Origin of the sequence: Flavobacterium sp., from assembly GCF_023151265.1 — a bacterium.
Lineage (GTDB): Bacteria > Bacteroidota > Bacteroidia > Flavobacteriales > Flavobacteriaceae > Flavobacterium.
This window is the reverse complement of sequence record NZ_JAKLJH010000062.1, coordinates 20,747-27,332: the sequence shown is the minus strand read 5'-3', so window position 1 is coordinate 27,332 and position 6,586 is coordinate 20,747. Positions and strand designations below refer to the sequence as shown.

Sequence of the window (6,586 nt, the reverse complement as noted above, 5' to 3'; positions counted from 1 at the left end):
TAACTCAAATTACTTCCCGAGTTATCTATCGTAAATTTTCGGATGGCATTGGAATACGTTTGGGTAAATGTTGGATTGTTCATCGGATTGTATCTTCCATCAAAACGATGTCCGCCTACCAAATAAAATGTATTCCCAATTTTACCCAATTGTCCACCCGTAATCGCAAAAACATTATTACTGATTTGCTTGAAATACGAAGTAATTGGAGTTCCTGCAATAATAGCATTTATCAAATTAGGTACATCAACCGAAGTCAAATTATTGAAGGTTTTATGATCGGCAGCTGTTGTTGAATAAGCATATCCGCCAATAATAAACAAAGTATTACCGTCTTGATAAAAATTCATGTTGGTCGATTGCAATTGTTCTTTAATTCCTGTCGGAAGCGAATTCACCGAAGCCGACCACGATTGTTGCGTAGCAATATCAACTACATAAATATCGGTATTATTTTGAGCATCTGGAAACGCATTAAAAGGTTGGCGTGCATGAACACCATCTTTTCGACCACCAATGATTAGCCATTTTCCATTGTACTGCGCAAAAGCATACGAATGCAATCCTGGCAACCCCGAAATGGATACTGGCGTTAACACCACATCATATTCAAAGGTGCTTTGTGCAATTGTTGACTGAAAAAATGCCAACAAAAACACGATTAAAATATTTTTCATTTTATTCCATTATAAGTTAAGCTTGTGTAAAAACACAAACGTAAAAATCAACTTTTTTAAGTTAGGAAATGAAAAACTTCGGCGGATGCCAAATGGAATGTTGGTATTTAGAAATAAAAATTTTCTCGTAATTCGATTTTTCTTTTTCGATTTGAAATTCAGGGAAAGTAATTTCAGGTTTAAAATCCAATTCGGCTACAAATTGAACGGGACTGAAATTCAAACTCATGATGATTTTTCCTTTCTCGCAACCCGAAGATTCTGAACCTGATTTATGACAAGTTTGTTCGCAATTTTCACTCACCAACATTTTCATAGCTCTTACAGACGGCAAAGCCACCAAAAGCAACAAATAAACGCATAGTATGTGAACAGAAAATTTCATTGAACAAATATATACAAACTTTAAAAACATTTGGTAACAATTGTTACACAAGAAATTAGGATTGTTTCTTTTTAAAGAAATCGCTAATCATATTGAAGAGTAATCCTCCTAAAACACCTCCATACAAAGTACTATTTAATGGTTTCGAAGTAATAGAACACGTTCCAGATACACATCCAATATAATGGTAATAAGCATAACCCGAAATTAATCCGACTATAACACCTATTAAAGTAATAATAATTGTTTTCCTATCCATTTTATTTTCGAAATCTATTTGAATGAGCAACAATTACTTAGAAATCCAAAGTTTTAGATTTTTGAATGTAACTGATTCTACATGTCCCATATCTTTTTCATCTTGAGCAACTAAATGAATATGCAAATTTGTATCGTGATGTGTAAAAACCGCATGATGATGAGCTGAATAAAATCCGATTAGATTTGCTTTTCTATCTTTTAAAATATAGTTTACTTGTCCTTGATGTGCTTCATCATGGCTGCTAACGGTTTTGATATGCTTTGGTAAATTCACTACATGAATATCGGTTTCTTCAACTTCTGCTTCAATTTTAAAAGCAAAAGGTTTTTCATCTGAATTGGGTAATGAAGCTAAAAAGGTTTCTAAAGAAATTAAATCCACTACACTTTTCGGAACTTCAAGCGAAGCCCAATTTTCAACATTGGCATACACAAAAAAAGGTGCTTTCACATCAAAAGTTTGAGATACTGCCATAGTCGAATCAGCATTCACTCTTGAAACATAACTCTTGCCATCAAAAACTGTGATTTCTCCTGATAAATACTCAATTGGTCCTAAACCGTATAAGTGTTTTTTATTGGCAATTGTATCTAAATGAATGGTCCCGAACAACTCCCCTTTCTTCATTACATTTTTCATCGCACCCGACCATTTTACTTCTGAAACGGTTATCTTTTCAGATGAACAACTGAATAATAAAGGTAAAAGTCCGAATAGAATAAACTTCTTCATGAGTTATTTTTTTTCAAAACTAGTAAATTGGATTTTACTAAGCGTAACAAAAGTTACTAAAACTGAAAATAAATAAACGGTTGTGTATCGGCTGAAGCGGTTGCATACACTACCCAATAAATCAATCCTAGTAAAACAGCTTTTGCAACCAATGGTAATGTCGAAAAAGTTTTTTGCATTCCAGCTAACGTTTTCACTGGAACAAAATGCCAAACCACACCAATTGCAATTAATAAAAAGACATTTTTATACCCTAAAATAATGGTTTGCCATTGATTTAAATCGAAAGTTAATTTGGTAATGTTATCTGCAATTTGAAATGCAGTTGCGAAATCTTTTGCTCTAAAAAACAACCAACAAAACACCACAAAATGGAAAGTCAAGATAACTTGAATCGTTCTTACAAATACGTTCTTAGGTAACTTAATAAACTGACCAAAGAATTTTTCAACTACTAAAGCCAATCCGTGTAAAACTCCCCAAACTACAAATTTCCATGAAGCTCCGTGCCATAAACCACCCAACAACATCGTCATGAATAAGTTAAAATAGGTTCTGATTTTACCTTTACGGTTTCCACCCATTGAGATGTATAAGTAATCTCTTAACCAACTCGAAAGTGAAATATGCCATCTTCTCCAAAATTCGGTAATAGAACCCGATTGATAAGGCGTTCTAAAGTTATCAGGCAACCAGAATCCCATTAATAACGCTAATCCGATAGCGATGTCTGAATATCCTGAGAAGTCGCAATAAATTTGGATTGCATATCCGTAAGATGCCATTAAATTTTCGAAGGCAGTATAACTATTTGGTGCATCAAAAACACGGTCAACAAAGTTGGATGAAATATAATCTGAGATTACCGCTTTCTTTAATAAACCTCCTATAATTAAGAATAAAGCGCGATTGAAATCTTCTTTCGTAAGTTTTAATTTTTCATAAATCTGCGGAATGAAATCACTTGCTCTAACGATTGGTCCCGCCACTAATTGCGGGAAAAACGATACGAAGAACAAGAAATCCATGAAACTTTTCGTAGGCTCTAATTCTCTTCGGTAAACATCAATCGTGTAACTTAAGGTTTGGAACGTATAAAATGAAATTCCGACAGGAAGAATAATGTCTTCAAACTTCATTGTTCCGTCAAAAAGCGAATTGTAGTTGTCGATAAAGAAATTAGTATATTTAAAATAAGCCAACATCCCCAAATTAATCAACAAACTCAATATCATGTAGAATTTACGATACCCTTGTTTCGCTTCTTCATAAATTAATCGCGATAAAGCATAATCGACTACCGATGAAAAAATCAACAATCCAAAATAGATTCCACTCGATTTGTAATAGAAAAACAAAGAAAATAACACCACATAAGTAATGCGGAAATAATGAGTTTTTCTAGATAAAATGTAAATAATATAGAAAACTAAAAAGAATCCTAAAAAAATTGCACTATTAAATAATAGTGGTTGTTTTGGATTGAATAAAAACCAGTTTTTAATGGTTGCTAAATCGATGTTCCCTACATTTTCAAGAAACCAATTTTGTATGCTAAAAAGTGCTTTCACTACTGCTTTGTCGATTTAAATAATTCGTATGATTGTAGAAAGGCTTCAAAAAATAATTCGCCTTGTTTTTCATATCCTGCCTTTGAATAATGAACCTTGTCTCTTGCTATATAGCCTTTTGCTGCATTGCGTTTTATGGATTTATTCCCACCAAAAACATCCAAAAGATTCCAAACCGCATAATTTTTCACATGGGCATTGTCTTCTATGATTTCAGCATATTTTTCAATGAAGGTGTTCTTATATTTTCGATGTAAAACCGAAGGCGGAGAAGTCATTACCAAAACACAAGCTTGCGGATTTTTCTCTTTAATTCCTTGAATCATTTGATCCAAATGCACAAAATATTGTTCGCCTGATTGTTTATCGAAACTCTCATTGGTACCCAACGAAATAATCACTAAATCTGGAGTTAACACTGGCAATTGCTCATTGAACAATCGGAATTTATTGTAATCAGAAGCTTTCGCTCCATTTACGCCAATACTGTGATAAATAACACCTGAATTATCATTTTCTAGAACCAATCCATTCAAAGCAAAATCGTCAATCTCTTGATTCGGAACAATCGCAATTTTATCTAATGGTGTTTCTGAAATATAATCGTTCGAAAATAACGAAGGTTGTAATTCGATTGGAATATATTCTGTTTTTGTTGTGGCTTTAGTTTGTGTTCCTTTCGTTGGAATCGTCAAAACTTTTCCATCTCGAATCATATCACTTTTTAAACCGTTTGCTTTTTTTAAGGCTTTCAAGGAAACGTTATACTTATCAGCAATTCCTCCTAAAACCTCACCTGGTTTGACTTTATGTGTGATTTTTTTTGGAACTTTTCTTTCAATGACAATATTTTTATTAGAAATCGAAACATCAAATAAATTGACATTTTGAGGCGTAATAACTTTCAATTTCGTGAAATAATATTGCGCATCTTTTACATTCAACTGAATCGCAAAATCTTTTGAAGTGGTTTCCATAGAAAAACCACTTATACCAACTGGACGATTGGCATCTGCATATAAATTTCGAAAACTTTGAAAATTCCCTGAGGCAGAATAACGAATGGGAGCGCTGTTATTTGTCTTAGCTACGCTATATGGAAAAGTAAATCCAAAACCACCATTTCCATACACTTTTTGAAATTGAGTACGAATTTTTGCTGTAAATAAATCCGCTTGAATATGCGAATCACCAATGTGAACAATATTAATCTTCCCTGACTTACTTTGCTCTAATTGGTACATTTTTTCATAAAACGTCAAAAGTGCTGTCGGATTGTGAATGTCGTTTCCTGTAAAAGTAACTTCGATAGAATCGATAACAGGAACTTCTACTTCAACAGAATCTATCGGAACCAATAAAGTATCTTGAGAAAATCCGAAAAATGAAAATCCCAATAAAAGCATCAAAAATTTATTCTTCATAAACCGAATCTTTAGTAATTATGACACTATCTTTTTTTACTGGAGCAGCGGGTTTTTTGCGTTTTTTTCTCAATTCTTTATACATTTCGTACCCTTGATTTAATTGGGTAAAAATCAAATTCGCAGCTTCTTTCGCACCTCTGTGATTAAAATGTGTATAATCTTTATTAGCTCTGGCTGGTTCTTGTTCTACCCATTGAATCATGGAACCATCACCACCCATTAATGTATACATATTTACAAAACTCGATTCTGATTTGATTGCATAACGCTTTTGTGCTGTATTTAAAGGCACAACGGCAGAATCGGTTTTCATTTCTAAATCATATTTGGTTGATTTATCAGCTGTTGATACAATTAAAATAGCTACTCCTGGAAAACATTCTTTCAAATGCGCAACCACTTTTGCCATTCTTTTCTCGTACCAACCATAGTTCAACGAACCGTAATTTAATACGTTTGCTCCGTATTGCAACACGATTAAATCGTAATCTAATTTAGAATGGAAAGCACGCATCGTTGCTACATCAAAACTACCAATTGGCAAACCTGAGTTTCCTCTATTCGAAAAATTATCTACGTGAACGCCTTTTCCATCATCAAAATTGAATCCGTAAATTGGAATAGAATCTGCTTTTTTGAAATTTACTTTGATGCTTTTTAAATTGCTTTCAGAAAGTACAACAGTATTTACTAAAGCATTCGGAGTTAATTTTTTTGAAATGGTATCGGCACCTATTACATATTTAATTTTCCCTTCTTTATTGGATGAACGTCCATAAAATAAAGTTGGATGCGGTAATTCTGATGCAAATCTTGTTTTATTCGCTTTGTATTTTACCCAAGCTACATTTGCCGTATCATTCGCATAAAAAACATGACCATTTACTCCGAAAGGATTTGACGGACGTTTTACTTTTAAATACGATTGGGTTTTCCAATTGCCTGAAAATTCATGTGTAATCGAACTTCTCGAAGCAGCTGATTCCGAGGTAATATTAACAAATCCAACACCTTGACCTCCGAATTTTTCTTGCAAATAGGTTCTAAAATCTTTTACAATCAAATCACCATCCGTCATCGAATCACCAAAATAGGCAATACGAACATTGCCTTCTTTCTTGGTTTCCAATTGAAAAAGTTTTTCAAAAAATGTCGCTAAATATTGATTTCCGGTATATTCTTCAAAAGTTTCTGGTGGAAATTTTATTCCATTTACTACTTTATAATCGATAATGGTTTTAGCCATTGAATCATCAACAGTTGTTCCTTCATCTTCTGCAATAGCTTCCAAAAGCAAACTATCGACTACTACATTTTTGGAATCTAATTTACTTTCGGCAAATAATTTCTTAGGCAAAAACGTCTTGAATGCCAAAAAAGACAATCCAGAAACGATTACCACGACTAAGGTTTGAAAAAAATATTTTGATGTGTTCACTTAATTTTATCTCTTATAACTGATTTACTATTTCAAAATTCGTTGTTCCTAGTTCGTTGTTCGATATTTAAACAAGGAATATTCAACTTGGAAT

The 6,586-nt window shown here is 33.1% G+C and carries 6 protein-coding genes and 1 pseudogene; all 7 read right to left on the bottom strand.

The window, feature by feature from the left end; genetic code table 11:
- A pseudogene (locus L6Q46_RS07420) lies at positions 1 to 677 on the bottom strand (hypothetical protein); the annotation flags it as partial.
- Positions 678 to 738: 61 nt separating this feature from the next.
- Positions 739 to 1,062, bottom strand: coding sequence for a hypothetical protein (locus L6Q46_RS07415; protein WP_291283771.1), 324 nt, complete (start codon positions 1,060 to 1,062; stop codon positions 739 to 741).
- A 55-nt stretch (positions 1,063 to 1,117) separates the two neighbouring features.
- On the bottom strand, positions 1,118 to 1,321 hold the full coding sequence (locus tag L6Q46_RS07410; RefSeq protein WP_291283770.1) for a DUF6132 family protein: 204 nt from the start codon (positions 1,319 to 1,321) through the stop codon (positions 1,118 to 1,120).
- A 33-nt stretch (positions 1,322 to 1,354) separates the two neighbouring features.
- Positions 1,355 to 2,056 carry an acetolactate decarboxylase gene (locus L6Q46_RS07405; protein WP_291283769.1) on the bottom strand — a complete coding sequence of 234 codons (702 nt, stop codon included), beginning with the start codon at positions 2,054 to 2,056 and terminating at the stop codon, positions 1,355 to 1,357.
- A gap of 56 nt (positions 2,057 to 2,112) precedes the next feature.
- Positions 2,113 to 3,627, bottom strand: coding sequence for an MBOAT family protein (locus tag L6Q46_RS07400; RefSeq protein ID WP_291283768.1), 1,515 nt, complete (start codon positions 3,625 to 3,627; stop codon positions 2,113 to 2,115).
- On the bottom strand, positions 3,627 to 5,051 hold the full coding sequence (locus tag L6Q46_RS07395) for a GDSL-type esterase/lipase family protein (RefSeq protein WP_291283767.1): 1,425 nt from the start codon (positions 5,049 to 5,051) through the stop codon (positions 3,627 to 3,629). Before L6Q46_RS07395 ends, L6Q46_RS07400 begins: the two co-directional genes overlap by 1 nt.
- On the bottom strand, positions 5,041 to 6,492 hold the full coding sequence (locus tag L6Q46_RS07390; RefSeq protein WP_291283766.1) for a hypothetical protein: 1,452 nt from the start codon (positions 6,490 to 6,492) through the stop codon (positions 5,041 to 5,043). The genes L6Q46_RS07395 and L6Q46_RS07390 overlap by 11 nt, the downstream gene beginning before the upstream one ends.
- Between the last annotated feature and the right edge of the window lie 94 nt (positions 6,493 to 6,586).